A 22,363-nucleotide genomic window follows, 5' to 3' on the forward strand; every position below is an offset into this window, starting at 1 on the left:
GACGGGCACCCGCTCAGGCGGTCACCGCCTCCACCTCTTCCGGGTTCAGCGGGTGTTCCAGGCGCGAGACCATCTCCTTCGGCACCACCTGCCAGAGCCGGTCCAGCGTGCGGTCCCAGTCGTCCAGCAGGTTCTGGGCGAAAGCCGACTTGGTTTCCTCGACATGGCGTTCGATCAGCCGGCGCAGCACGGTTTCCCAATGGGGCGTGGCGATGCGCTGCCAGACCAGGGTTTCCGGATTCACCCGCCGCTCGAACGAGCCGTCGCGATCCAGGATGAAGGCCATGCCGCCGGTCATGCCGGCGCCGAAATTGTGGCCCACGGCCCCCAGGATGACCACCGTGCCGCCGGTCATGTACTCGCAACCATTGGCGCCGCAGCCCTCGACCACCGCTTCCGCGCCCGAATTGCGCACGCAGAAGCGTTCACCAGCCTGACCGCCCGCGAACAGCTCGCCCGAGGTCGCCCCATACAGCACGGTGTTGCCGATGATGACGTTCTCGTTGCTCTTGCGGTTGGTCACGAAGGGCGGGCGCACCACGATGGTGCCACCCGACAGGCCCTTGCCGACATAGTCGTTCGAATCGCCGATCACTTCCAGCTTCAGGCCCTGCACCGCGAAGGCGCCCAGCGACTGGCCGGCGGAGCCGCGCAGCCGCACGGTGATATGGCCGGGCTGCAACCCGTCCATGCCGAAGCGGCGCACGATCTTCGAGGTCAGCCGCGTGCCGACAGAGCGGTGGGTGTTCCGGACGTTATAGGTGAGCTGCATCTTCTCACCCTCGTTCAATGCCGGGGCGGCATCGACGATCATCTGCGCGTCCAGCGTATCGGGCACCGGGTTGCGGCCGGGCAGCGAGAAATAGCGCGGCAGCTCACCGGGATCGGCCTGGGCCAGAATCGGATTCAGGTCCAGATCGTCCAGATGAGCACTGCCACGACTGACCTGCGACAGCAGATCCGAACGGCCGATGATGTCGTTCAGCGACCGCGCGCCCAGCTGCGCCAGAATCTCGCGCACCTCCTCGGCAATGAAGGTGAACAGGTTCACGACCTTCTCAGGGCTGCCGTCGAATTTGGCGCGCAGTGCCGGATCCTGCGTGCACACGCCCACCGGGCAGGTGTTGCTGTGGCACTGGCGGACCATGATGCAGCCCATCGCCACCAGCGAGGTGGTGCCGATGCCGAATTCCTCGGCGCCCAGCATGGCCGCGATCACCACGTCCCGGCCGGTCTTGATGCCGCCATCGGTGCGCAGCCGCACCCGATGACGCAGACGGTTCAGCGTCAGCACCTGGTTGGCTTCCGACAGGCCCATTTCCCAAGGCACACCGGCATATTTGATCGAGGTCTGGGGCGAGGCGCCGGTGCCGCCATTGTGGCCCGAAATCACGATCACATCGGCATTGGCCTTGGCGACGCCGGCGGCGATCGTGCCGATGCCCGACTTGGCCACCAGCTTGACCGACACCTCGGCATCCGGGTTGATCTGCTTCAGGTCATAGATGAGCTGGGCCAGATCCTCGATCGAATAGATATCGTGATGCGGCGGCGGCGAGATCAGCATCACACCGGGCGTGGAATGCCGGAGCTTGGCGATCTCGACCGTCACCTTGAAGCCGGGAAGCTGCCCGCCTTCGCCGGGCTTGGCACCCTGCGCCACCTTGATCTGGATTTCGCGGCAGTTGTTCAGATACTCGGCGGTCACACCGAACCGGCCGGAGGCCACCTGCTTGGTGCCGGAATTGGCGTTGTCGCCATTGGGGCGCGGCTGGAAGCGGTCGCGGCTCTCGCCGCCCTCGCCCGAGTTGGAATGCGCGCCGATCCGGTTCATGGCGATGGTCAGCGTCTCATGCGCCTCGGGGCTCAGCGCGCCCAGCGACATGGCCGGGGTCTCGAAGCGCTTGCGGATCGAGGTGATGCTCTCGACATCGTCCAGCGGCACCGGCTTGCGGTTGGTCTTGAAGTCCAGCAGGTCGCGCAGATGGATCGGCGCCAGCGCATGCACGCCGTCGCTGTACTTCTTGTAGAGGGTATAGCTGTCGCTCGCGACCGCCGTCTGCAGCATGTGGATCAGCCGGCCGTCATGACCATGAGCCTCGCCCTTGGCCCGATAGCGATAGAAGCCGCCGATCGGCAGGATCGACGTGCTGCCGGTGAAGCCGCGGCCATGCTGGCGCAGGGTCTTGCGTTCGATACCGGCAAGCCCGATCCCTGAGACGCGCGACGACATGCCGGGGAAGAATTCGGCCACCAGCGACCGCGACAGCCCCACCGCCTCGAAGTTATAGGCGCCGCGATAGCTGCTGATCACCGAGATGCCCATCTTCGACAGCACCTTCAGCAGGCCCAGATCGGCGGCATGCTTGAAGTTCTCCAGCGCCTGATCCAGCGACATGTCGCCGAACAGGCCCCGGCGATGGCGGTCATAGATCGCCTCTTCCGCCAGATAGGCATTGACCGTGGTGGCGCCAACGCCGATCAGCACCGCCATGTAATGCACATCAAGGCATTCGGCCGAACGGATGTTCACCGCGCAGAAGGTCCGCAGCTTCTGGCGAACCAGATGGGTATGCACCCCGCCGGCGGCCAGGATCATCGGCACCGCGACATTGGCGTCGTCCATGCGTTCGTCGGTCAGGATCACATGCTCGGCACCACCGCGCACGGCATCCTCCGCCTCGCGGCGGATCCGCTCCAACGCCTTCTTCAGCACGCCCTCGCCGCCCTCGGCGGGCATGGTGCAGTCGATCTCGACCGCGCGGTCCTTCATGTAGCGGCGCATGGCCGCATAGGCGCGGTTGGTCACCACCGGGCTGTCGAGCAGCAGGATCTTCATCTGGCTTTCGTCATGGGCGAAGACGTTGCTCAGATTGCCAAGGCGCGTGTCCAGCGTCATGACCATCTCCTCGCGGAGCGGGTCGATCGGCGGGTTGGTGACCTGGCTGAATTCCTGCCGGAAGAAGTTGTGCAGGCCACGGTAATGGCTCGACAGCACCGCGATCGGCGCGTCGTCGCCCATGGAACCCACGGCCTCCTTGCCCTCTTCCACCATCGGATGAAGGATCAGTTCCAGATCCTCGATGGTCAGCCCCACCGCCAGCTGCCGGCGGCGCAGCTCATCGGCCGTGAACCGTGGCTGCGGCACCGGCACCTGATCGATCAGGCTGTTGAGCCGGGTGGTCTTGCCCACCCAGGACGCATAATCATGCTCGCCCGCCAGCTTGTCCTTCAGCGCGCGGTCGTGATACAGCCGCCCCTCCTGAAGATCCACGCCCAGGATCTCGCCGGGGCCGACGCGGCCCTTCTGCACGATCTCCTGATCGGTGATCGGCACCATGCCGGCTTCCGAGCCCACCACCAGCAGCCCGTCGCCGGTGATCGCATAGCGCATCGGGCGCAGGCCGTTGCGGTCCATGCCCGCCGCGACCCAGCGGCCGTCATAGACCGCCAGCGCCGCCGGGCCGTCCCAGGGCTCCATCACGGTGTTCAGATAGGCATAGAGGGAGCGGTGCGCCTCCGGCACATCCGGCACCTTCGACCATGCCGGCGGCACCAGCATCAGCTTCACCAGCGGCGCCGAGCGACCGGCACGGCACAGCGCCTCGAACACCGCATCCAACGCGGCCGAGTCGGAGCTGCCCTGCGGGATCAGCGGCTTGATGTCCTCGCCCGCGGCACCGAAGGTCTCCGAGACCATCAGCGTCTCGTGGCTCTTCATCCAGTTGCTGTTGCCACGCACCGTGTTGATCTCGCCATTATGGGCGAGCATCCGGAAGGGCTGGGCCAGCGACCAGGTCGGGAAAGTGTTGGTCGAATAGCGCTGGTGATAGACCACGAAATTCGACACGAACCGCTCGTCGAGCAGATCGGGATAGAACACCGTCAGCTGTTCGCCCAGGAACATGCCCTTGTAGATGATCGAGCGGCTGGACAGCGAGCACATATAGAAGTCGGCGACACTGGCCTCGCGCGCCTTCTTCTCGACCCGCCGCCGGATGACATAGAGGTCGCGCTCGAAGGCGTCGACGTCATTGCCCTTGTCGTTGGCGATCATGATCTGCTCGATCTCGGGCCGCGTCGCCGCTGCCTTCTCGCCGATCGCGCGGGTGTTCACCGGCACCTGGCGCCAGCCATAGATCGTGTAGCCGAGCTCCAGGATCTCGCTTTCAACGATCGTCCGGCACAGTTCCTGAGCGGCGAAGTCGTTGCGCGGCAGGAACACCTGGCCCACGGCCAGTTCGCTGCCCTCGCGCATCTTGTGCCCGGTGCGCTCGATATGCTCGCGGAAGAAATCCTTGGGGATCTGCAGATGGATGCCGGCGCCATCGCCGGTCTTGCCGTCGGCGTCCACCGCACCGCGATGCATCAGGTTCGACAGCGCGGTGATGCCGGCCTCGACCACGCGCCGCTGCGGCGTGCCGTCGATCGACGCGACCAGACCGACGCCGCAGGCATCGTGCTCGTCGGCGGGGTTATAGGCATGGGCCGCTTCCAGCATCGCCTTGTTGCGGCGATAATCGGCGACGAAGGCCTCGGCGGAGGAACGGTTGATCTCGGACATGTCTCGGACTCCCGTCAAGGCGCTCAGCTCGCCGCTGCCGACTGTTCGGCGGCGGTGATGCGGTTGCGGATATAGCGGTCGACCTGCTCGGCGGCGTCGCGGCCGTCGCGGATCGCCCAGACCACCAGAGAGGCGCCGCGCACGATGTCGCCGGCGGCGAACACGCCCTCCAGATTGGTCATGAAGCTGCGGATGTCGGTCTTCAGCGTGCCCCAGCGGGTGGTGGCAAGCTCGGGCGTGTTGAACAGCACCGGCAGATCCTCAGGGTCGAAGCCCAGCGCCTTGATCACAAGATCGGCCTTCAGCGTGAACTGGCTGCCCTCGACCACCACCGGCGACTGCCGGCCCGACGGGTCGGGCGCGCCCAGGCGCATGCGCACCGCGCGCACCGTCTCGACCCGCTCATTGCCGAGGAAGGCCTCGGGGTTCGACAGCCATTCGAAGGTGACGCCCTCTTCGGTCGCATTCGCCACCTCGCGCTGCGAACCGGGCATGTTCTGCCGGTTGCGGCGATAGAGGCAGGTCACCGAGGCGGCACCCTGGCGGATCGAGGTGCGCACGCAGTCCATGGCGGTGTCGCCGCCACCCACCACCACCACATGCTTGTCCTTCGCGGTCAGCGCCTGACGGTCGGACGCAGGAAGGTCATCACCCAGATGAATGCGGTCGGACGCGGTCAGGAAATCCAGCGCCTTGACCACACCGTCCAGCCCCACGCCCGGCACCTTGATCTCGCGCGAGTGATAGACGCCGGTCGCGATCAGCACCGCGTCATGGCGCTGGCGCAGCTCGGCGATGGTCACGTCGCGGCCGATATCCACGCCCATATGGAACTGGATGCCGCCCTCTTCGAACAGTTTCCAGCGCCGCATCACCACCGATTTGTCGAGCTTGAAATTCGGGATGCCATAGATCATCAGCCCGCCGGCGCGGTCATAGCGGTCATAGACATGGATCTGATAGCCACGGCTGCGCAGCGCCTCCGCGGCGGCGAGCCCGGCGGGGCCGGCGCCGATGATGCCGACCGACAAGCCAAGCTCGCGCGCCGGCGCCGGCGCCTTGACCCAGCCATTCTCGAACGCGGTTTCGGTGATGTACTTCTCGACCGAGCCGATGGTGACCGAGTTGAAGCCCTTCTCGATGACGCAATTGCCTTCGCACAGCCGGTCCTGCGGGCAGATGCGGCCGCAGATCTCGGGGAAGGTGTTGGTCGCCGACGAGATGGCATAGGCTTCCTCAAGCCGGCCTTCGGCGGTCAGCTTCAGCCAGTCGGGGATGTTGTTCTGCAGCGGGCAGTGGATCTGACAGAACGGAATGCCGCACTGCGAGCATCGCGACGCCTGCGTCGCCGCCTGTTCCGGCACGAAACCCTTGTAGATCTCGTCGAAATCTTGGGCGCGGGTTTGTGCGGTCCGCTTCTCGGGCATTTTCTGCTCGATACGGGTGAACTGCATCAGCTTGCGCGCCATGGTCCTCGTCCTTCGACCGTGGGCCGGGCCATCGGGCCCGGCAGGGGTTCGGGTGTCCGCACTGCTCCGCCCGGATGGCGCGGGTGTGCGGCTCGTGAAGCAAGTCCATTGGGATGCGGGCACGCTCCCTCAAGGATCCGTGCCATGCACCCGGTGGGTGGTTCTGCAGCCTGTCGTTCAGAAGTCGTCCGCGCTGTCGACGCATCCGCGACAGGCGACCCTCCGCCCCAGTGGCCTTGATCCACAGATGGCGTGGCGCCGGTGACGGAAACGGTGCCGGTGGCGGGCGTCCCGGTGCCGACCCTGACAGCGGCGTCGTCCGGTCGACTGGCTGGACGGAGAACCATGCTCCGGCAGCGGGGTCGCTCTTAGCCGCGGCGTCAGGGTCCGCCCCGGGGGCGGACGGAAGACGCCGGGCGCGCTGGCGGGGCGGACCGAACATGGCGATGCCCCGGCCCCGCGCACACAGAGGCCTTCGTAGGTCATATACGCCATCCGAAACCGGCTGGCGAGCAAAAACCGACCAATAGGTCCGATGTGATACTATTTTTATGATGCCGTCGGCCAATTGCGAGCGACTCGCAGGTAGTCAGCGGGCGAATGACGGAATAATGGTCGCATTTCCTGACCTATATGCCGACAAGCTCTTGCTATTGCGGAATTCTACTCGCACAGCACCCGCCCGACTGTTGCAGCGCGGCATCTGGCCGCAGCCATCTCTGCCATGGTATATGAGGCGTGGCCGCCGCCATGTCGACGACGACCCGCCCATTATATGCCGGCTCTTATCCGTTCGCAGAGGACCGAGGCTCGCCCGTGACCCTTCTTCACATCATCGTTCTGGCGGTCGTCCAGGGCATCACAGAATTCCTGCCGATCTCGTCATCGGCGCATCTGATCCTGGTGCCGCTGGTGCTGGACGTGCCCGATCAGGGGCTGGCGGCCGATATCGCGGTCCATATCGGCACGCTGGTCGCGGTGATGATCTATTTCCGCGCGGACGTCGTCCTGATGCTGGGCGGTCTGGCCCGGCTGGTGCGCGGTGACATCGCCGACCCGGGGGCGCGGATGACGCTGAACGTGATCATCGCCACCATCCCGATCGTGATCGTCGCCCCCTTCCTGAAGGATTGGGTGGAACATGGCGGCCGATCGCTGATGGTGCTGGGCCTGTCGTCGATCATCTGGGGCGTGGCGCTCTATGTCGTCGACCAGCGCTGCCCGCAGGCCCGCGCCATGGGCACCGACGGCCGAGGCCTCGGTTTCCGCGACGCGCTGATCTTCGGGCTGGCACAGATCATCGCCATCATTCCCGGCACCAGCCGTTCAGGCATCACCATGACCGCCGGCCGCCTGCTCGGCTTCGACCGCGAGGCCTCGGCCCGGTTCTCGATGCTGATCTCGATCCCGACCATCCTGGCCGCCGGCCTGCTGCTGGGCCTGGAAATCGCCGAGGCCAAGGTGCCGGTGCTCACCGCCGATACCGGTCTGGCCGCCCTGCTTGCCTGCGTCACGGCCCTGGTCGCCATCGCCGCCCTGATGGGCTGGCTGAAACGGGCCAGCTTCACCATCTTCGTGGTCTATCGCGTGGTCCTGGGCGTGATCCTGGTCGGGGTGTCGCTGGCGGCCTGATCCGACGAAGCCGGCCTGCGCGCGCGTCCTTACGAAAATCCCCCATAAAAAAACCGGCCGGTCCCCATGCGGGGCCGGCCGGTTCTGCGTGCTGGACATGCCTGGCGGCCGGCTCACACCGGCTACCGCGGTCTCAGTTCTCGGCGGCACCATCGCGCGGGCGGTGGATCCAGGCGCGATAGCGGATCAGATATTCGGGCACGATCGCCTCGATCGGGGTCGGGCGGATGCCCAGGGCGGCGAAGCCCTCGGCACCCTCGGCCACCACATTGTCCCGCTTCAGCATCTTCAACTGGTCGGTGGTCAGCGGCGCGATGCCGGCCGGCAGCAGGTCGCCCAATTTCGCCACCAGCCCCGCCAGCGGCCAGGGCATCGGGATCAGCCCCCGATGCTTGCGGATCACGGTCAGGATGTATTCCAGGATCTGGCCGAAGGTATAGACCCGGGGGCCGCCCAGTTCGAAAGTGCGCCCGGCCAGAGCCGGCTCTTCCACACCGCGCCCGACCACCTCGGCCACATCCACCACCCAGACCGGCTGAAAGCGGCTGGTGCCGCCGCCGATCAGCGGCAGCGCCGGCGAGATCCGGGTCATGCCGGCGAAGCGGTTGAAGAAATCATCCTCGGGGCCGAAAATGATGCTGGGCCGCAGGATCACGGCCTTGGGGAAAGCCGCTCGCACCGCCGCCTCGCCCGCCGCCTTGCTGCGGCCATAGGCCGATGGGCTGTCGGGGTCGGCACCGATCGCCGAGACATGAACCAGCGAGGCGAGCCCCAGATCGGCCGCAGCCCGCGCGATGGTGCCGGCACCTTCCGCATGCACCCGGTCGAAGCGGGCACCGCCGCCTTCCGCCAGGATGCCGACCAGGTTGACCGCATCGGTCGCATCGGCCAGCGCCGCGCGCACCTGCGCCGGATCGGTGACGTCGCAGGTGACGATGGCGATCTGGCCGATATCGCCGGCCGGCTTCAGGAACAGGGCGCGGTCGGCATCCCGCACCGCAACGCGCAGCCGCACGCCGGTCTGCGCCAGCCGGCGGACCACATAGCGGCCAAGAAAGCCCGAGCCGCCGAATACCGTGACGAGACGATCTTTCATGGGCTCTCAACCCCTCTCCCTGTCTGGTCCGGCGGCGTCGAGGGGCGCCGGCAATCCGTGGGCCTCCGTGTCCCATGGCCGGACACGTCAATGCTGGCTTACACATAATCCGCGGGCGCCGATGACGCAACGCCGCAACCGCGCAGCCGCCGGGGAAACCGGCCGCCCCATGCCGGCCGGTGACAAAAACGCAGCAGGGCGGTCGGATGGCCTGCGGGCTTGGCGCATGGGGGGCGCATGCGCTAAAACCCTGCAACACCACGCGGCACGGCCACCCGGTGCGACAGCCACCTGCCCCGTGCGACAGCCATCTGAAGGAGCGACGGCCGGATGACCATCCATCTGCACGAGGGCGATCTGCCCGAGGGGTTCGGGCTGCCGGCATCGGTTGCCATCGATACCGAGACCATGGGCCTGAAACCGCGTCGCGACCGGCTGTGTCTGGTGCAATTGTCGGTGGGCGACGGCGATGCCCATCTGGTGCGCATCGCCCGCGGCCAGACCACGGCGCCGCGGCTGGCGGCCCTGCTGTCATCGCCCGACGTGCTGAAGATCTTCCATTTCGCGCGCTTCGATCTGGCGGTGCTGCATGAACGGCTCGGCATCGACTGCCGCCCGGTCTATTGCACCAAGATCGCCTCGAAGCTGATCCGCACCTATACCGACCGCCACGGTCTGCGCGACCTGCTGCGCGAGACCATCGGCGCCGAGATTTCCAAGCAGCAGCAGTCATCCGACTGGGGCGCCGACACGCTGACCCCGGAACAGCAGACCTATGCCGCCGGCGACGTGCTGCACCTGCATGCGGTGAAGCGGGTGCTGGACGACATGCTTGCGCGCGAGGGGCGCACCGGGCTGGCCCAGGCCTGCTTCGATTTCCTGCCCGCCCGCGCGCGCCTGGACCTGATGGGCTGGGACGAGCCCGACATCTTCTCGCACTGAAGCCCGGCTCATCCTGAACCAGGTGCACAGCAGGGGCCGGACTGGTATGGCCGGGCCGGCGGCGCCATATTGGGTGTCGAAACGCCCCGCCCCCGTCCGTCGCCACATCCGGAAGCCGCTTCCATGACCGACGCCGAGCCCATGCCCGATACCGAGCGGACAGCCGATACCGAGCCGATGGCCGATGCGACCCGCCGGGCGATCGCCGCCGGTGAGCAGACCCTGGCGCTGGAAGCGGCCGGGCTTGAGGCGTTGCGCGCGGGGCTGGGCGTGGAATTCGGCCGCGCGGTCGACCGGCTCCACGCCACCACCGGCCGGGTGATCGTCACCGGCATGGGCAAGAGCGGCCATGTCGGGGCCAAGATCGCCGCCACCCTCGCCTCCACCGGCACACCGGCGCAGTTCGTGCACCCAGCCGAGGCCAGCCATGGCGATCTGGGCATGATCACCCGCAGCGATGCGGTGCTGGCGCTGTCGAATTCCGGGGCGACGCCCGAGTTATCCGACATCCTGGCCCATACCCGGCGCTTCGCAATTCCGCTGGTCGGGATCACCGCCCGCGCCGGCAGCCCGCTTGCCGAAGCAGCCGATGTGGCGCTGATCCTGCCGGCGGTGCCCGAGGCCTGCCCGCTCAGGCTGGCACCCACCACATCGACGACCATGACGCTGGCGCTGGGCGATGCGCTGGCGATGGCGCTGCTCGACCGGCGCGGCTTCACCGCCGAGGATTTCCGGGTGTTTCATCCGGGCGGCAAGCTGGGCGCGCGGCTGATCAAGGTCGCCGACATCATGCACGGACCCGAGGCGCTGCCGCTGATCACCCCCGACCGGCCGATGTCTGAAGCCCTGATCGAGATCAGCGCCAGAAGCTTCGGCTGCGTCGGGGTGGTCGACGGCCAGGGGCGGCTTGCCGGCATCGTCACCGACGGCGATCTGCGCCGCCATATGGGCCCCGACCTGACCGCGCGGCCGGTGGGCGAGGTGATGACCGCCGATCCGAAAACCATCCGGGTGCGTGCGCTGGCCGCCGAAGCGCTGGCGATCATGAACGACTTCAAGATCACCGCCCTGTTCGCGGTTGATGACGAGGGCCGCCCGGCCGGCATCCTGCATGTCCACGACTGCCTGCGCGCCGGGGTGGCCTGAGCCATGGCCGGTGACGATCTCCGCCACACCCTGCCCGCGCCTGATCCGGCACAGTCCCGCAAGACCATGACGCCACCGGCGGCACCCGCGGGTCCGCGCCGGCGCAGCCGCTACAGCCGGTTCGTGCGCCTGTCGCGCATCCTGCTGCCGGCGCTGGGCGGCGGGTTGATCGTGCTCGTGCTCGTGTGGTCGCAATTGACGGGCGTCGGCGGCGACAGCCGTATAGGATATTCCGGAATCATCCGCGACGATGTCGACGCCCTGCGGATGATCGCGCCCCGGTTCACCGGTGTCGATGGCGAGGGCAAACCGTTCCGGGTCGAGGCCGACGAGGCGACACAGCCGGAGGTCGACAGCCCGGAGGTGACGCTGAAGGTCATCCGTGCCGATATGACCGCCTCCGACGGCACCTGGCTCGCGATCCGGGCGAAAAGCGGCACGTTCAACCGCGACGACGAGCGGCTGGAACTGGAAGGCCAGGTCGAGGTGATCGCCGAGACCGGCTATGCGATGCAGACGGAACATGTGGCCGCCGATCTCGACAGCGGCACGATCCGTGGCGACCATGCGGTGGTGGCCCACGGCCCCGTGGGCACGATCGACGCCGCCGGCTTCACCGTCCGGCGGGAACATGAGACCATCACCTTCGACGGCCCCGTGCGGGTCACGGGCTACCCAGGCGTGGACAGATGACCTTGAGAGCGAGCATGACGTTGAGCCTTCCGGCCGAAACCGGCCCGGCGCCCCACCGCGCCGGCAGGCGGCCTCTGCCCCTGATCATGGCGGCGCTGGCCGCCATGATCGCGCTCACGGCCGGCACCACCCTGGCCCCCGGTATCGCCCGGGCACAGAGCGCGCTGCGCACCACCAGCATCGACACCACCCAGCCGATCGAGATCACCGCCCAGCAGTCGCTGGAATGGTCGGATGCCGACCGGGTCGCCACCTTCCGCGGCGATGTGAAGGCGGTCCAGGGCACCATGACGCTCTATGCCGACGTGCTGAAGGTCCATGTGTCCGGCGAGACCAATCAGGCGCCGCCCGCCGACACTGCAGGCACCGGCGGGTCGGATGCCCCCGCCTCGTCCGGCGGTGGCGGTCTGGCCGATGCCGCGGGCGAGATCTCGAAGATCGAGGCCGAGGGCAACGTCCAGATCATCACCCCGAATGAAAGCGCCCGGGGCGGCCTGGGAATCTATGACGTATCACGCGGCGTCGTCACCCTCACCGGCGCGGTCAAGCTGACCCAGGGCCGCAGCCAGCTTGAAGGCGAGCGGCTGGTGCTGGACCTGAACAAGGGCAACAGCACGCTGGAAAGCGGCCGCAAGGGCCCGGTCCGCGGCCTGTTCGTGCCCGAGAAGAGGAACTGAAACCAAACGGGCCGGAACGCCGCCCGCACGGGCGGCGCATCCGTTGCCACCCTTGCCATCCACGGATCGAGAGCCGCGACATCGTGACCGCCTCCAGCCAGACCGCGCCCATGCCCGTCACACCGATCAACCCGGCCGCCCCCGTACCGCCGGGGCTGGTCGCGCAATCGCTGGGCAAGCATTACAAGAAGCGTCCGGTCCTGCGCGACGTGTCGCTCAACGTGGCACGCGGCGAGGCGGTGGGGCTGCTTGGCCCCAACGGCGCCGGCAAGACCACCTGCTTCTACATCATCACCGGGCTGATTTCGGCCGATTACGGCCGCATCCTGCTCGATGGCGACGACATGACCGCCCTGCCGATGTATCGCCGCGCGCGGCTCGGCATCGGCTATCTGCCACAGGAGGCCTCGATCTTCCGGGGACTGACGGTGGAAGACAACATCCGGGCAACCCTCGAAGTCGCCGAGCCGGTGCGCGACAAGCGCGAGACCATGCTCGACGAGCTTCTGGCCGAGTTCTCGATCAGCCATCTCAGACGCACGCCGGCCATCGCGCTGTCGGGCGGTGAACGGCGGCGGGTGGAGATTGCCCGGGCGCTCGCCACCAACCCCGGCTTCATCCTGCTCGACGAGCCGCTGGCCGGTATCGATCCGATCGCCGTGTCGGACATCCGCGAACTGGTGTCGCATCTGAAACATCGCGGCATCGGCGTGCTGATCACCGACCACAATGTCCGCGAAACCCTCGACATCATCGATCGTGCCTACATCCTGCACGACGGAACGGTGCTGATGGAGGGGTCGCCCGAGGACATCGTCGCCAATGACGACGTGCGTCGGGTCTATCTCGGCGACCGTTTCAGCCTCTAGGGATCACACGCGCATGGCGCTCAGCCAGAGACTGGACATAAAGCTCTCTCAGGCGCTGGTGATGACACCCCAGCTGCAGCAGGCCATCAAGCTGTTGCAGTTGAATAATATTGAACTGACTGCTTTCGTTGACGATGAGTTGCTCCAGAACCCGCTGCTGGTGCGCGCCGATGATCGCGACGAGCCCGCCGCCATCACGGTGGGGGGCGATCCCGGGGGCGAGCGCTTTGGCGGCGACGGCGCGGGTGGTGATGGCGCGGGTGGTGATGGCGCGGGTGGCGATGGAACACCGGTCGGCGGCGATGATTTCGACACCGTCTTCAATGCCGAGGACCGCACCGATATCAGCGATCTGGTGGCAAGCGGGATGATGCCCGACGCCGATCACGCGCCGCTCGACACCGACCTGTCCGGCATGTTCGAAAGCGACGGCCCGCCGCCGGGGCAGGAAACCGCCGCCCAGCGCGAGATGGACATGGATCCCGGGCTGGGCTTCGATGCCGGCGGCCCGGCCGGTCGCGGCGGCGACATGAACTTCGATGGCGACGACGAAGGCTTCGAGGCCCGCACCAGCCAGTCGATCACCCTGTCGCGTCATCTGGAAGACCAGGTCGCGGTTGAGATCCCGACCGGCATCGACCGGGCGATCGCCATCGTGCTGATCGGCCTGCTGGACGAGAACGGCTATCTGACCGCCACCCCCGCCGAGGCCGCTCAGATGATGGGCGTCGAGCCCGAGCGGGTGGAGGCGGTGCTTGTCCGGCTGAAAGGGCTGGACCCGACCGGGGTTTTCGCCCGCGATCTGGCCGAATGTCTGGCGCTGCAGCTTGCCGAGCGCGACCGCCTGGACCCGGCGATGCAGGCCCTGCTCGCGCATCTGGACCTGCTGGCCCAGGGCGACCGCGCGCGGCTCAGGCGGGTGACCGGGGTCGATGACGACGACCTCGACGACATGGTCCGCGAGATCCGGGCCCTGGACCCGCGCCCGGGGCTTTGCTATGGCGCCGAGCCGATGCAGACCGTGGTGCCCGATATCCTGCTGAAACCGCGCCCGGATGGCGGCTGGCAGATCGAGTTGAACCCCGAGACCCTGCCACGGGTGCTGATCGACCATGCCTATGCGACCGTCATCTCATCGCAGGTGAAGTCGAAGGTGGAGCGCGATTACGTTTCGGAACGGATGCAGACCGCGAGCTGGCTGGTCAAGGCGCTGGACCAGCGGGCGCGCACCATCCTGAAGGTGGCGGGCGAACTGGTCCGTCAGCAGGACGGGTTCTTCGCCCATGGCATCCGCCATCTCCGGCCGCTGACCCTGCGTGACATCGCCGACGCGATCGGCATGCATGAGAGCACCGTCAGCCGGGTGACCGCGAACAAGTACATGACCACCCCACGCGGGCTGTTCGAGCTGAAATTCTTCTTCACCGCCGCCATCGCCACCGCCGACGGCCAGGGATCGGTGTCGGCCGAGGCGGTGCGCCACCGGATCAAGGAAATGATCGACAGCGAAAGCGGCACTGCGATCCTGTCCGACGACAAGCTCGTTGAGCTTCTGTCGGCGGATGGCATCGACATCGCGCGCAGAACTGTCGCAAAGTATCGGGAGGGGATGGGGATCGGATCGTCGGTCCAGCGCCGTCGCGCCAAGATGGCCAAGCGCTGAGCCGATCGCCGCCGCCCCCATGGAAGGGGCCGCGTCCGGAGGGGAGACCGGCCGCGGACCTCCGTCAACGATCCGCGCCGGATCGGCCACAACGGTCGGCAGCCTGCCATCCGTCATGGCCCCCCGTGGCCGGCCCGCGGACAAGCGACAGGCGAGGGACCATGCAGCTTACCGTTTCAGGCAAGCAGATCGACGTCGGCGATGCCTTGCGCAGCCACGTTGCCGAAGAACTGGATCGCGGTGTCAGCAAGTATTTCGACGACGCCATCGATGCCCAGGTCGCCTTCGGTCGCGATGCGCACCTGTTCCGTTGCGATATTTCCGTTCATGCCCGGCGTGGCGTGATGATGAAGGCATCGGGTCAATCCGACGAGATCTATGTCGCCTTCGATCAGGCGCTGAATCGCGCAGAAAAGCAGCTTCGACGCTATAAGCGCCGGCTCAGGGATCATCACCGCAACGACGGCCGGGCCGAGGCTGCACAGAATTCATTTGCATCCATCCCGGCCCGCGCCTACGTTCTGGCCGCCGAGGAGGACGAGCCGGTCGAGCGTGAGGACGCGACCACCGGCCACCCGGTGGTCATCGCCGAAACCGACACCGCGATCCTGTCGCTGACGGTGGGCGAGGCGGTGATGCACATGGACCTCGCCGATCAGAGCGCGCTGCTGTTCCGGAACAAGGCACATGGCGGCCTCAATCTTGTATATCGGCGCGACGACGGGAATATCGGCTGGGTGGATCCGCGCATTCCGGATTGACCGTCCCGGCCACCGCTTCGGGGCCGGTTGCCCCGGAGCGCGGCAACCGGGGGGCAGGGACCAGACATGGGACCGTTCCCCGGCGCCAATCACTTCGGAGCCCCGGCACTGTTGAGCCCTGGCGCATCTTCAGACCAGGGCCACGGGCTTTCCGACAAGAGGTTGTTGTCATGGAGATCGCGGATCTGCTGCGCGCCGAAGGGGTCTTCGCATCCCTGAAGTCCAGCAGCAAGAAGCAGGTTCTTCAGGATCTGTCGCAGCGTGCGGCGGAACTTACCGGCATCGACGAGCGAACCATCTTTGAAACCCTGCTCGAACGCGAGCGGCTGGGAACCACCGGCGTCGGCAACGGCGTCGCGATTCCGCATGGCCGGCTTGCCGGGCTGGAGCGGGTTCAGGGGTTGTTCGCCCGGCTGGAACGGCCGATCGATTTCGATGCCGTCGACGACCAGCCGGTCGACCTGATCTTTCTGTTGCTGGCCCCGGAATCGGCCGGGGCCGATCATCTGAAAGCGCTGGCGCGGGTATCGCGGCTGCTGCGCGACGAGCGGGTCTGCGACAAGCTGCGCGGCTCCGACACCGCCGATGCCCTCTATGCACTGCTGATCGACGACGCTTCCAGCAAGGCCGCCTGATCCCGGCTCCGGGCGGATCGCCCCCCGCATCGGCCCATCCATATTGGACAGCGCCGCCTATGTCGACCGGAACCGGCCCCCCCGCAGCCGTCCCGCCAGAGGCACCCCTTCCCAGCATGCACGCCACCTGCGTGCGGATCGCCGGCGCCGGTGTGCTGCTGATCGGCGACAGTGGTGTCGGCAAATCCGATCTGGCCCTGCGGCTGATCGATGCCGGCGCCGAGCTCGTCGCCGACGACCGCGTGATCATCAGCCCGCCCGCGACGGATGATGACCGCTGGCCGGTCGCGCGCGCGCCACGTGCGCTTTTCGGGTTGATCGAGGTCCGGGGCGTCGGCATCCTCAGGGTCGGTGCTGCCGATCAGGCACCGGTGCGGCTGGTGGCGCAACTGCGACCGCCCGGCCACCCGATCGAGCGCCTGCCCGGCCGGCGCCATCTGGATCTGGCCGGCATCGCGGTGCCGGTGATCGACCTGGTGGCGGTGGAGGCATCGGCCCCCGCCCGGTTGCGCGCGGCACTCTCGGCCGAGATCGAGCCCGCGCGGAGGCATGCATGACCATCGACAGCCGTCCGGATCCTGCCGCCTCATCCGCCTTTGCAGCGGCCTCCACGGCCCGGCTGCTGATCATCACCGGCCTGTCGGGCGCCGGGCGCACCTCGCTGCTGAAATCGGTCGAGGATCTGGGCTACGAGACCATCGACAACATGCCGGTGCGGCTGGTGGCGCCGGCGGTGGAGGCGATGGCCCCGGGCGATGCGCTGGCCATCGGCATCGATGTCCGCACCCGCGGCTTCGATGTGGCGGCGGTCGAACAGTCGCTGGCGCAGATCGCCCGTGTGCCGGGCCTCGTCACCACCATGGTCTATCTGGACTGCGACGACGAGGTGCTCTATCGCCGCTATACCGAAACCCGCCGCCGGCATCCACTGTCGGCGGCCGATGACCGGCCGGTCGAGGATGGCATCCGCGACGAGCGCGCGCTGATCCAGCCCTTGCGCGATCGCGCCGATGTCGTGCTCGATACCAGCGAATTCAGCCTCACCGACCTCCGGCGCCGGGCGGCGGAACTGTTCGCCTTCGGCGGCTCGCCCGGTCTGCAGCTTGCCGTCACCTCGTTCGGCTTCCGTCGCGGCCTGCCCCGCGATGCCGATCTGGTGCTCGACGTGCGGTTTCTGTCCAATCCGCATTACGATCCGTTGCTCCGCCCGCTCACCGGCCTCGATGCCGCCGTCGGTGCCCATGTGGCGGCCGATCCGCTGTTCGGGGCGTTTTTTGATCGCAGCCTCGATCTGATCCGCCTGCTGCTGCCAGCCTATGCCCGCGAGGGTAAATCCTATCTCACCATCGCCATTGGTTGCACCGGCGGCCAGCATAGATCAGTGTTCGTGACCGAACGTCTCGCAGAGCAATTGAGGCGGGACGGGTGGCGGGTTACAGTACGCCATCGCGACCTGCCGGAACCCGGCGGATTGCGGCCGGTGCCGCCTGGGACGCAGCATCGATCCTGAAACGAGGGGCCGTGGCCCGGGGCCGTCAGGCGCCGGGGGGATCCCCGCCACAGCACCCTCCGCAACCAAGGTGACGACAGAACCGATGATCGGTCTGGTACTGGTGACGCATGGCCGGCTTGCGGATGAGTTCGTGGCCGCCACTGAACATGTTGTCGGCCATCAGAAAGCCATGCGTGCCATCTGCATCGGCCCCGATGACGACATGGAGAAGCGCCGCCAGGACATCATCGATGCCGTGGCGGCAGTGGATGGCGGTGACGGGGTGATCGTGCTGACCGACATGTTCGGTGGCACGCCATCGAACCTCGCGATCTCGATCCTGGACCGGGCGCATGTCGAGGTGATCGCGGGTGTGAACCTGCCGATGCTGATCAAGCTCGCCAGCGTCCGCGAGACCGAGCCGCTGGCCAAGGCCGTGGTCAGCGCCCAGGATGCCGGGCGCAAATACATCAATGTCGCGAGCACCCTGCTCGCCGGCGATGGTCGCTGAGCCATGCGGGTGGGGATCGGGGGACAGGGGACAGATGGGTCCGGCGCGCCGGCGGAAAGCGTCGGTGCACCGCTGACCCGCACGGTTGAAATCGTCAACCGCCGCGGGCTGCACGCCCGCGCCGCGGCCAAATTCGTCAAGACCGCCGACAGCTTTACCTCCGACATCCAGGTCACCCGCAGCGGCCAGACCGTGTCGGGCCGGTCGATCATGGGCCTGATGATGCTGGCCGCCAGCCCCGGCTGCACCATCGACATCGCGATCAGCGGCCCCGACGCCGCCCGTGCCATGGACACCCTGGTCGCCCTGGTCGCCGCGCGGTTCGAGGAAGACGAATAACCTTATGCCGCAGTGGGTGGCAACGGCACCCACCGCATGCAACCGCACGCTCTGCATATTACCATATAAAGATAGCTTTATATTCCCTTGCCGCCGGGCGGCGGTCGGGGCTATAACGGATGCACCTGATGGTCGTGCGGGAGGCTCCGTGCGTCCGGATTTCGGTTTGCCCGCAGCCGCATCTGGCCCTGGCACCGCCCGAATGACCTTTGCACCGCCCGCATTTATGGAGCGCCCTCGATGACCACGTTCACCGACTACAAGGTCAAGGACATCAGCCTCGCCGAGTGGGGCCGCAAGGAAATCTCGCTGGCCGAAACCGAGATGCCGGGCCTGATGGCGCTGCGCGACGAATACGGTGCGGCCAAGCCACTGGCCGGTGCCCGCATCGCCGGCTGCCTGCACATGACCATCCAGACCGCCGTGCTGATCGAGACCCTGATCGCGCTGGGCGCCGAGATCCGCTGGTCGTCGTGCAACATCTTCTCGACCCAGGATCAGGCCGCGGCCGCCATCGCCGCCGCCGGCATCCCGGTCTTCGCCTGGAAGGGAGAGACCGAGGAGGAGTATGAATGGTGCGTCGAGCAGACCATTCAGGGGCCCGATGGCTGGACGCCCAACATGATCCTGGACGATGGCGGCGACCTGACCCTGATCATGCACAACAAGTATCCCGATCTGATCAAGGATGTCCGCGGCATCTCGGAAGAGACCACCACCGGTGTGCTGCGGCTCTATGAGATGGCCAAGCAGGGCAAGCTGGCCTGCCCGGCGATCAACGTGAATGACAGCGTCACCAAGTCGAAATTCGACAACCTCTATGGCTGCCGCGAAAGCCTGATCGACGGCATCAAGCGCGCCACCGACGTGATGCTGGCCGGCAAGGTCGCGGTCGTCGCCGGCTATGGCGATGTCGGCAAGGGCTCGGCCGAGGCACTCAGCGGCCAGGGCGCCCGGGTGCTGATCACCGAGATCGACCCGATCTGCGCGCTCCAGGCCGCCATGGACGGCTATCAGGTCACCACCATGGAAGAGGCGGCCCCTCAGGGCGACATCTTCGTCACCGCCACCGGCAATGTCGACATCATCACCCTCGATCACATGCGTGACATGAAGGATCGGGCGATCGTCTGCAATATCGGTCATTTCGACAGCGAGATTCAGGTCGCGGCGCTGCGGAATTACGAGTGGAACGAGATCAAGCCGCAGGTCGACGAGATCAGCTTCCCCAATGGCAAGCGCCTGATCCTGCTGGCCAAGGGCCGGCTGGTCAACCTGGGCTGCGCCACCGGCCATCCCAGCTTCGTGATGAGCGCGTCCTTCACCAATCAGGTGCTGGCCCAGATCGAGCTGTGGACCAACGCCGCCGCCTATGACAGGAAGGTCTACACCCTGCCCAAGCATCTCGACGAGAAGGTCGCGGCGCTGCATCTGGAAAAGCTGGGCGTGAAGCTGACCAAGCTGTCGGCCGAACAGGCCGCCTATATCGGCATCCCCGCCGAGGGCCCGTTCAAGCCGGAATATTATCGCTACTGACCGCCACAGCCCGGGTCTGACACCCGTCACTCAAGCCATATCGCCGCCGCAGGGATCACCCCCGCGGCGGCGATCTGCGTTCAGGTTCCCGATCTGCCATGGCCATCGTGGCCGTGATTGCGGCCGTGCGCGCGCATGGCCTACACTCTGGCCCATGGATCTGATCGTCATAGCACCGCTCGTCGTCCTCTGTGCCGGTCTCGTCATGATCGTGTTCAGAACCCGGGCCCGCTTCCGCCAGATGTCTGACCGGGCCCACCGCGCCGAGGCAGAACTCGCCGCGGAGCGCCGGCTGCATTCGACCACCCGGCTTGAATCCCACGCCGCGTCGACCCGCGCAGAATTGCTGACCCATGTCTTCGATGCGCTGCCGCTGCCGGTCTGGTGGCGCGGGGTCGGCAACGAGATCGCCGGACATAACGCCGCGTTCAACAGCCTGGGGCCGATGGACGATGATGGCGGCGGGCCCGAGCTTGCCACCCGCGCCCTGATCGGCCAGGCCCGCGCCCTGGCACGCAACGCCCGCGATCGCGGCACGCCACTGCGCGAACGTCGTGCCCTGGTCACCCATGGCAACCGCCGGGTGTTCGAGGTGATCGAACTGCCGCCTGCGGGCGAGCGTCCGGCCGTGGGTCTCGCCCTCGACACCACCGCCCTCGCCGAAGCCGAAGCCGAGCTCGAACGCGCCGAGGCCGGCTATATCGAGGCCTTCGAAAGCGTCACCAGCGGGATCGCCGTCTATGGTGCCGACACCCGGCTGAATTTCTGGAACGGCGCCTTTGCCCGGCTGTGGCAGCTGGATGCCGCCTTCCTGGACCAGCGCCCGCGCGAGGCCGAGGTGCTGGAGCGGCTGCGGGAAGCCCGGCGCCTGCCGGAAGTGGTCAATTTCCCCGCCTGGAAACGCGACCGTCTGGCCTTCTATACCAGCCTGTTCGCGCCGATGGAGGAACTGGTCCATCTGCCCGACGGCCGCACCCTGCATGTGATCATCGCACCCCATCGCCAGGGCGGGCTGGTGCACATCTACGAGGATGTCAGCGACCGGCTGGCGCTGGAGCGATCGTACAACACCCTGATCGCGGTCCAGCGCGCCACCATCGACAGTCTGGCCGAAGGTCTGGCGGTGATCGGTGCCGATGGCAGGCTGGGTCTGGTCAACTCCACCTTCAGCCGGCTGCTGGATCTTGACCCCGGGCGCGGGCTGGATCCCGGGCGCGGGCTGGCCGAGGCGCCGCTGGAACGGGTGGCCCAGGCGGCGCGGCCGCTGATGGCGCGCGCGGAAGATGTGGGCCTGCTGCGCGGCGTGGTCACCGATGCCCTGGCTGAACGCAAGCGTGGCGAGGTCATGCTGGAACTCCAGGACGACCGCTTCTTCCTGGTCGCCGGGACGCCGCTACCCGATGGCGCGGCGCTGATCTCGATCGCCGATGTCACCGATACCATCCGGGTGGAACGGGCATTGCGGGATCGGGCCACGGCCCTTGCGGAAGCCGACCGGCTGAAATCGGAATTCGTGGCCCATGTCTCTTACGAGTTGCGCACACCATTGAATTCGGTGATCGGCTTCGCCCAGCTTCTGGCCAGCGAGATGGCCGGCACCCTGAACCTGCGCCAGCGCGGCTATGCCGAAGACATCGTTCATGCCTCGGAACACCTGCTGGTGCTGATCAACGACATGATCGATCTGGCCTCGATCGATGCCGGCGACGTCACTCTCACCCGCCGCCCGGTCGATGTCTGCCAGTTGCTGCGATCGGTGGCCGATCTGGCCCGCCAGCGCGCCCGCGCCGCCTCGGTCGCCATCGACCTCGATTGTCCGGCGCAGACCGGTGTCATCATGGCCGACGGGCTCCGGCTGCGTCAGGCGCTGTACAATCTGCTGGGCAACGCCCTGCGTTTCACGCCATCCGACAGCCATGTGCGGATACAGGCCCGGCTCGTCACCCCCGGCGCCGAACCGGCGCCCGGTTCCGTTGCGGCAGCCGTTGCCGGCGCGGTTGCCGACACCGATGCGCCCGTGATGGTTGCCATCACCATCGCCGATGAAGGGCCGGGTATCCCGGAGAACGAGCGCGAGCAGGTGTTCGAGCGCTTCTGGCGCCGGCGGCGGGGCGAGCGCAAGGCAGGCGTCGGGCTGGGCCTGCCGCTGGCGCGCAGCCTGATCGAGCTTCACGGCGGCCATATCCTGATCGGCGATGCCGCGGGTGGCGGCGCCGAAGTCACCTGCCTGCTGCCGGCCGAGGCGCTGGTGGAGCCGCATGCCGGTACCGTTCCCGATGAAATCACCGGTCAAGCGGCTGAAATCCATGGCCCGAATTGATTGGACGCGCTTTCGGGG

18 protein-coding genes are annotated in these 22,363 nt (G+C 67.1%); 15 read left to right on the top strand and 3 right to left on the bottom strand.

Annotated elements, in window-relative coordinates; translation table 11 throughout:
• Nucleotides 1–13: 13 nt before the first annotated feature.
• Together gltB and IEW15_RS07790 are read right to left on the bottom strand one after the other, a co-directional pair.
• On the bottom strand, nt 14–4,564 hold the full coding sequence (gltB, locus tag IEW15_RS07785; protein ID WP_188576501.1) for a glutamate synthase large subunit: 4,551 nt from the start codon (nt 4,562–4,564) through the stop codon (nt 14–16).
• A 23-nt stretch (nt 4,565–4,587) separates the two neighbouring features.
• Nucleotides 4,588–6,033 carry an NAD(P)-dependent oxidoreductase gene (locus tag IEW15_RS07790; RefSeq protein WP_188576503.1) on the bottom strand — a complete coding sequence of 482 codons (1,446 nt, stop codon included), beginning with the start codon at nt 6,031–6,033 and terminating at the stop codon, nt 4,588–4,590.
• An 816-nt stretch (nt 6,034–6,849) separates the two neighbouring features.
• On the opposite strand from IEW15_RS07790, the gene IEW15_RS07795 reads away from it, so the two are divergent.
• Nucleotides 6,850–7,665 carry an undecaprenyl-diphosphate phosphatase gene (locus IEW15_RS07795; protein WP_188576505.1) on the top strand — a complete coding sequence of 272 codons (816 nt, stop codon included), beginning with the start codon at nt 6,850–6,852 and terminating at the stop codon, nt 7,663–7,665.
• Nucleotides 7,666–7,798: 133 nt separating this feature from the next.
• Here IEW15_RS07795 and IEW15_RS07800 read toward each other — a convergent pair whose 3' ends face one another.
• On the bottom strand, nt 7,799–8,761 hold the full coding sequence (locus IEW15_RS07800) for a complex I NDUFA9 subunit family protein (RefSeq protein WP_188576507.1): 963 nt from the start codon (nt 8,759–8,761) through the stop codon (nt 7,799–7,801).
• A 330-nt stretch (nt 8,762–9,091) separates the two neighbouring features.
• Between IEW15_RS07800 and IEW15_RS07805 the strand changes: the two genes are divergently transcribed.
• The 14 genes from IEW15_RS07805 (at nt 9,092) to IEW15_RS07870 (ending at nt 22,345) form a co-directional block, all read left to right on the top strand.
• Nucleotides 9,092–9,703 carry a ribonuclease D gene (locus IEW15_RS07805; protein WP_188576509.1) on the top strand — a complete coding sequence of 204 codons (612 nt, stop codon included), beginning with the start codon at nt 9,092–9,094 and terminating at the stop codon, nt 9,701–9,703.
• A gap of 141 nt (nt 9,704–9,844) precedes the next feature.
• Nucleotides 9,845–10,849 (top strand): KpsF/GutQ family sugar-phosphate isomerase, encoded by a 1,005-nt coding sequence (locus IEW15_RS07810; RefSeq protein WP_372402870.1) that lies wholly within the window; start codon nt 9,845–9,847, stop codon nt 10,847–10,849.
• A gap of 3 nt (nt 10,850–10,852) precedes the next feature.
• Complete coding sequence (lptC, locus tag IEW15_RS07815; RefSeq protein WP_188576511.1) at nt 10,853–11,542, top strand: LPS export ABC transporter periplasmic protein LptC; 690 nt, start codon at nt 10,853–10,855, stop codon at nt 11,540–11,542.
• A gap of 14 nt (nt 11,543–11,556) precedes the next feature.
• On the top strand, nt 11,557–12,219 hold the full coding sequence (locus tag IEW15_RS07820; RefSeq protein WP_188576512.1) for an LptA/OstA family protein: 663 nt from the start codon (nt 11,557–11,559) through the stop codon (nt 12,217–12,219).
• A gap of 110 nt (nt 12,220–12,329) precedes the next feature.
• On the top strand, nt 12,330–13,088 hold the full coding sequence (lptB, locus tag IEW15_RS07825) for an LPS export ABC transporter ATP-binding protein (protein ID WP_188576635.1): 759 nt from the start codon (nt 12,330–12,332) through the stop codon (nt 13,086–13,088).
• Between the two features lie 13 nt (nt 13,089–13,101).
• On the top strand, nt 13,102–14,751 hold the full coding sequence (gene rpoN / locus IEW15_RS07830; protein WP_188576514.1) for an RNA polymerase factor sigma-54: 1,650 nt from the start codon (nt 13,102–13,104) through the stop codon (nt 14,749–14,751).
• A 161-nt stretch (nt 14,752–14,912) separates the two neighbouring features.
• Nucleotides 14,913–15,512 (top strand): ribosome hibernation-promoting factor, HPF/YfiA family, encoded by a 600-nt coding sequence (gene hpf / locus IEW15_RS07835; RefSeq protein WP_188576516.1) that lies wholly within the window; start codon nt 14,913–14,915, stop codon nt 15,510–15,512.
• A gap of 170 nt (nt 15,513–15,682) precedes the next feature.
• Entirely contained in the window at nt 15,683–16,147 is a 465-nt protein-coding gene (gene ptsN / locus IEW15_RS07840) for a PTS IIA-like nitrogen regulatory protein PtsN (protein WP_188576518.1), read from the top strand.
• Nucleotides 16,148–16,263: 116 nt separating this feature from the next.
• On the top strand, nt 16,264–16,704 hold the full coding sequence (locus tag IEW15_RS07845) for an HPr kinase/phosphorylase (protein WP_229707918.1): 441 nt from the start codon (nt 16,264–16,266) through the stop codon (nt 16,702–16,704).
• On the top strand, nt 16,701–17,657 hold the full coding sequence (gene rapZ, locus IEW15_RS07850; protein WP_188576522.1) for an RNase adapter RapZ: 957 nt from the start codon (nt 16,701–16,703) through the stop codon (nt 17,655–17,657). The genes IEW15_RS07845 and rapZ overlap by 4 nt, the downstream gene beginning before the upstream one ends.
• An 85-nt stretch (nt 17,658–17,742) precedes the next feature.
• Nucleotides 17,743–18,150 carry a PTS sugar transporter subunit IIA gene (locus IEW15_RS07855; RefSeq protein ID WP_188576524.1) on the top strand — a complete coding sequence of 136 codons (408 nt, stop codon included), beginning with the start codon at nt 17,743–17,745 and terminating at the stop codon, nt 18,148–18,150.
• 3 nt (nt 18,151–18,153) lie between these two features.
• Nucleotides 18,154–18,489: an HPr family phosphocarrier protein gene (locus tag IEW15_RS07860; protein WP_188576526.1), complete on the top strand. Its 336-nt coding sequence runs from the start codon at nt 18,154–18,156 to the stop codon at nt 18,487–18,489.
• Between the two features lie 240 nt (nt 18,490–18,729).
• On the top strand, nt 18,730–20,025 hold the full coding sequence (gene ahcY / locus IEW15_RS07865; protein WP_188576528.1) for an adenosylhomocysteinase: 1,296 nt from the start codon (nt 18,730–18,732) through the stop codon (nt 20,023–20,025).
• Between the two features lie 241 nt (nt 20,026–20,266).
• Nucleotides 20,267–22,345 carry a sensor histidine kinase gene (locus IEW15_RS07870; protein ID WP_188576530.1) on the top strand — a complete coding sequence of 693 codons (2,079 nt, stop codon included), beginning with the start codon at nt 20,267–20,269 and terminating at the stop codon, nt 22,343–22,345.
• Nucleotides 22,346–22,363 lie beyond the last annotated feature (18 nt).

Source organism: Tistrella bauzanensis (assembly GCF_014636235.1).
Classification (GTDB): Bacteria; Pseudomonadota; Alphaproteobacteria; order Tistrellales; family Tistrellaceae; genus Tistrella; species Tistrella bauzanensis.

What these genes read in the sequence shown, in the direction of transcription:
- IEW15_RS07800 (WP_188576507.1), bottom strand. Translation starts at nt 8,761, where the DNA reads ATGAAAGATCGTCTCGTCACGGTATTCGGCGGCTCGGGCTTTCTTGGC.
- rapZ (WP_188576522.1), top strand. Translation starts at nt 16,701, where the DNA reads ATGACCATCGACAGCCGTCCGGATCCTGCCGCCTCATCCGCCTTTGCA.
- IEW15_RS07870 (WP_188576530.1), top strand. Translation starts at nt 20,267, where the DNA reads ATGTCTGACCGGGCCCACCGCGCCGAGGCAGAACTCGCCGCGGAGCGC.
- IEW15_RS07810 (WP_372402870.1), top strand. Translation starts at nt 9,845, where the DNA reads ATGCCCGATACCGAGCGGACAGCCGATACCGAGCCGATGGCCGATGCG.
- IEW15_RS07790 (WP_188576503.1), bottom strand. Translation starts at nt 6,033, where the DNA reads ATGGCGCGCAAGCTGATGCAGTTCACCCGTATCGAGCAGAAAATGCCC.
- IEW15_RS07860 (WP_188576526.1), top strand. Translation starts at nt 18,154, where the DNA reads ATGCGGGTGGGGATCGGGGGACAGGGGACAGATGGGTCCGGCGCGCCG.
- IEW15_RS07845 (WP_229707918.1), top strand. Translation starts at nt 16,264, where the DNA reads ATGCACGCCACCTGCGTGCGGATCGCCGGCGCCGGTGTGCTGCTGATC.
- rpoN (WP_188576514.1), top strand. Translation starts at nt 13,102, where the DNA reads ATGGCGCTCAGCCAGAGACTGGACATAAAGCTCTCTCAGGCGCTGGTG.
- lptB (WP_188576635.1), top strand. Translation starts at nt 12,330, where the DNA reads ATGCCCGTCACACCGATCAACCCGGCCGCCCCCGTACCGCCGGGGCTG.
- ptsN (WP_188576518.1), top strand. Translation starts at nt 15,683, where the DNA reads ATGGAGATCGCGGATCTGCTGCGCGCCGAAGGGGTCTTCGCATCCCTG.
- IEW15_RS07805 (WP_188576509.1), top strand. Translation starts at nt 9,092, where the DNA reads ATGACCATCCATCTGCACGAGGGCGATCTGCCCGAGGGGTTCGGGCTG.
- lptC (WP_188576511.1), top strand. Translation starts at nt 10,853, where the DNA reads ATGGCCGGTGACGATCTCCGCCACACCCTGCCCGCGCCTGATCCGGCA.
- IEW15_RS07855 (WP_188576524.1), top strand. Translation starts at nt 17,743, where the DNA reads ATGATCGGTCTGGTACTGGTGACGCATGGCCGGCTTGCGGATGAGTTC.
- gltB (WP_188576501.1), bottom strand. Translation starts at nt 4,564, where the DNA reads ATGTCCGAGATCAACCGTTCCTCCGCCGAGGCCTTCGTCGCCGATTAT.
- hpf (WP_188576516.1), top strand. Translation starts at nt 14,913, where the DNA reads ATGCAGCTTACCGTTTCAGGCAAGCAGATCGACGTCGGCGATGCCTTG.
- ahcY (WP_188576528.1), top strand. Translation starts at nt 18,730, where the DNA reads ATGACCACGTTCACCGACTACAAGGTCAAGGACATCAGCCTCGCCGAG.
- IEW15_RS07820 (WP_188576512.1), top strand. Translation starts at nt 11,557, where the DNA reads ATGACGTTGAGCCTTCCGGCCGAAACCGGCCCGGCGCCCCACCGCGCC.